A 1,178-nucleotide genomic window follows, 5' to 3' on the forward strand; every position below is an offset into this window, starting at 1 on the left:
CGATACGATCACTACGAACGACTGATATTACAAATTTCAGAAAACATTTAACACAAAACCTGGAAATGAAAGTTAAGACCGTAAACGACGTGTTTACGGTCTTACGCGGCGTGACAAGACTGGCTTACCAGGATCACATTACAAAGACAGACATAATGGAACGTATACCTAATCTTGAGAGAGATGAAACAGAGGGTCCTGAAGCTGATCCATATACAATAAAAGAACTGGAAAAAATAATTGAACTAGAAAGACGTGACTACAGTCGACCAGAAATAATAAACATGTTCATCTTTACGTGCTGGACAGGACTCTCTCTTTCGGAAGTAATCGCATTAGCGTGGGAAGATATCGACTTCAACACATACACAGTAAATATTAAACGTGCTTATGTAAGTGACGAATTCAAAGTGCCTAAGGAAGCCTCAAGAACACGCTCTTTTCAATTGTTAAGGCCTGCTATCGATACTTTATTGAAGCAGCATAGATATTCATATACGAACAAACCGATTGAAATCAGTGTAAAGAACAGAAGCAACACACATTCGACATCCTATAAAATCCGACCTATTTTCAAGAACTTCAAATCACAAACAGACGAGCAGCTTTTTAGCAAGCGGTCAGTAGGAACAGCTTATGAAACCTTGTTGAGAGAAGCTAACGTGCGGCATAGAGGCCCAAATCAGTGTCGACATACTTTCGCATCGATGCTAATAACAAAGTATGTACCACTTGGTATTGTTGCTGAAATTATGGGGCACACATCAGAATCGATGCTAAAAAAGCATTATGGAAAAATAATACATGAAGACAGACCTAGCACTGCTAAGTTGATTTCACCATTTTTAGGATTAGAATAAGATTTTAACGTGCTAGGAGGTGCACTAAGGATCCCGTTTTTACCCCAAAGTTGCCCCAAGAGGCTTTGAATCTTAACTAATAACTTGGGAAATCAAGGAGTAAAAATGGCGGTGAGCCAGGGATTCGAACCCCGGGTGGGCTATTAACCCACGCTGGTTTTCAAGACCAGTCCATTCAACCACTCTGGCAGCTCACCGCAATTGCTTTCATGTCGAAAGCGAGGTGTATACTAATGATTTTTTTAGCGGTGTCAACGATTTATTTTTAAAGTTTTTGAGAGTTGAATTTTCTATACTCGCCACTATTATAGGCATGTA

General features: G+C 39.6%; 1 protein-coding gene and 1 tRNA gene. One reads left to right on the forward strand and one right to left on the reverse strand.

Features of this window, described 5'->3' with window-relative positions; translation table 11 throughout:
• Positions 1-860: site-specific integrase (locus A3757_RS19095; RefSeq protein ID WP_231878325.1), on the forward strand; the 860-nt coding region annotated here is incomplete at its 5' end.
• 106 nt (positions 861-966) lie between these two features.
• On the opposite strand, the gene A3757_RS19100 is transcribed toward A3757_RS19095, so the two are convergent.
• Positions 967-1,057, reverse strand: a tRNA-Ser gene (locus tag A3757_RS19100).
• Between the last annotated feature and the right edge of the window lie 121 nt (positions 1,058-1,178).

Source organism: Oleiphilus sp. HI0117, from assembly GCF_001635235.1.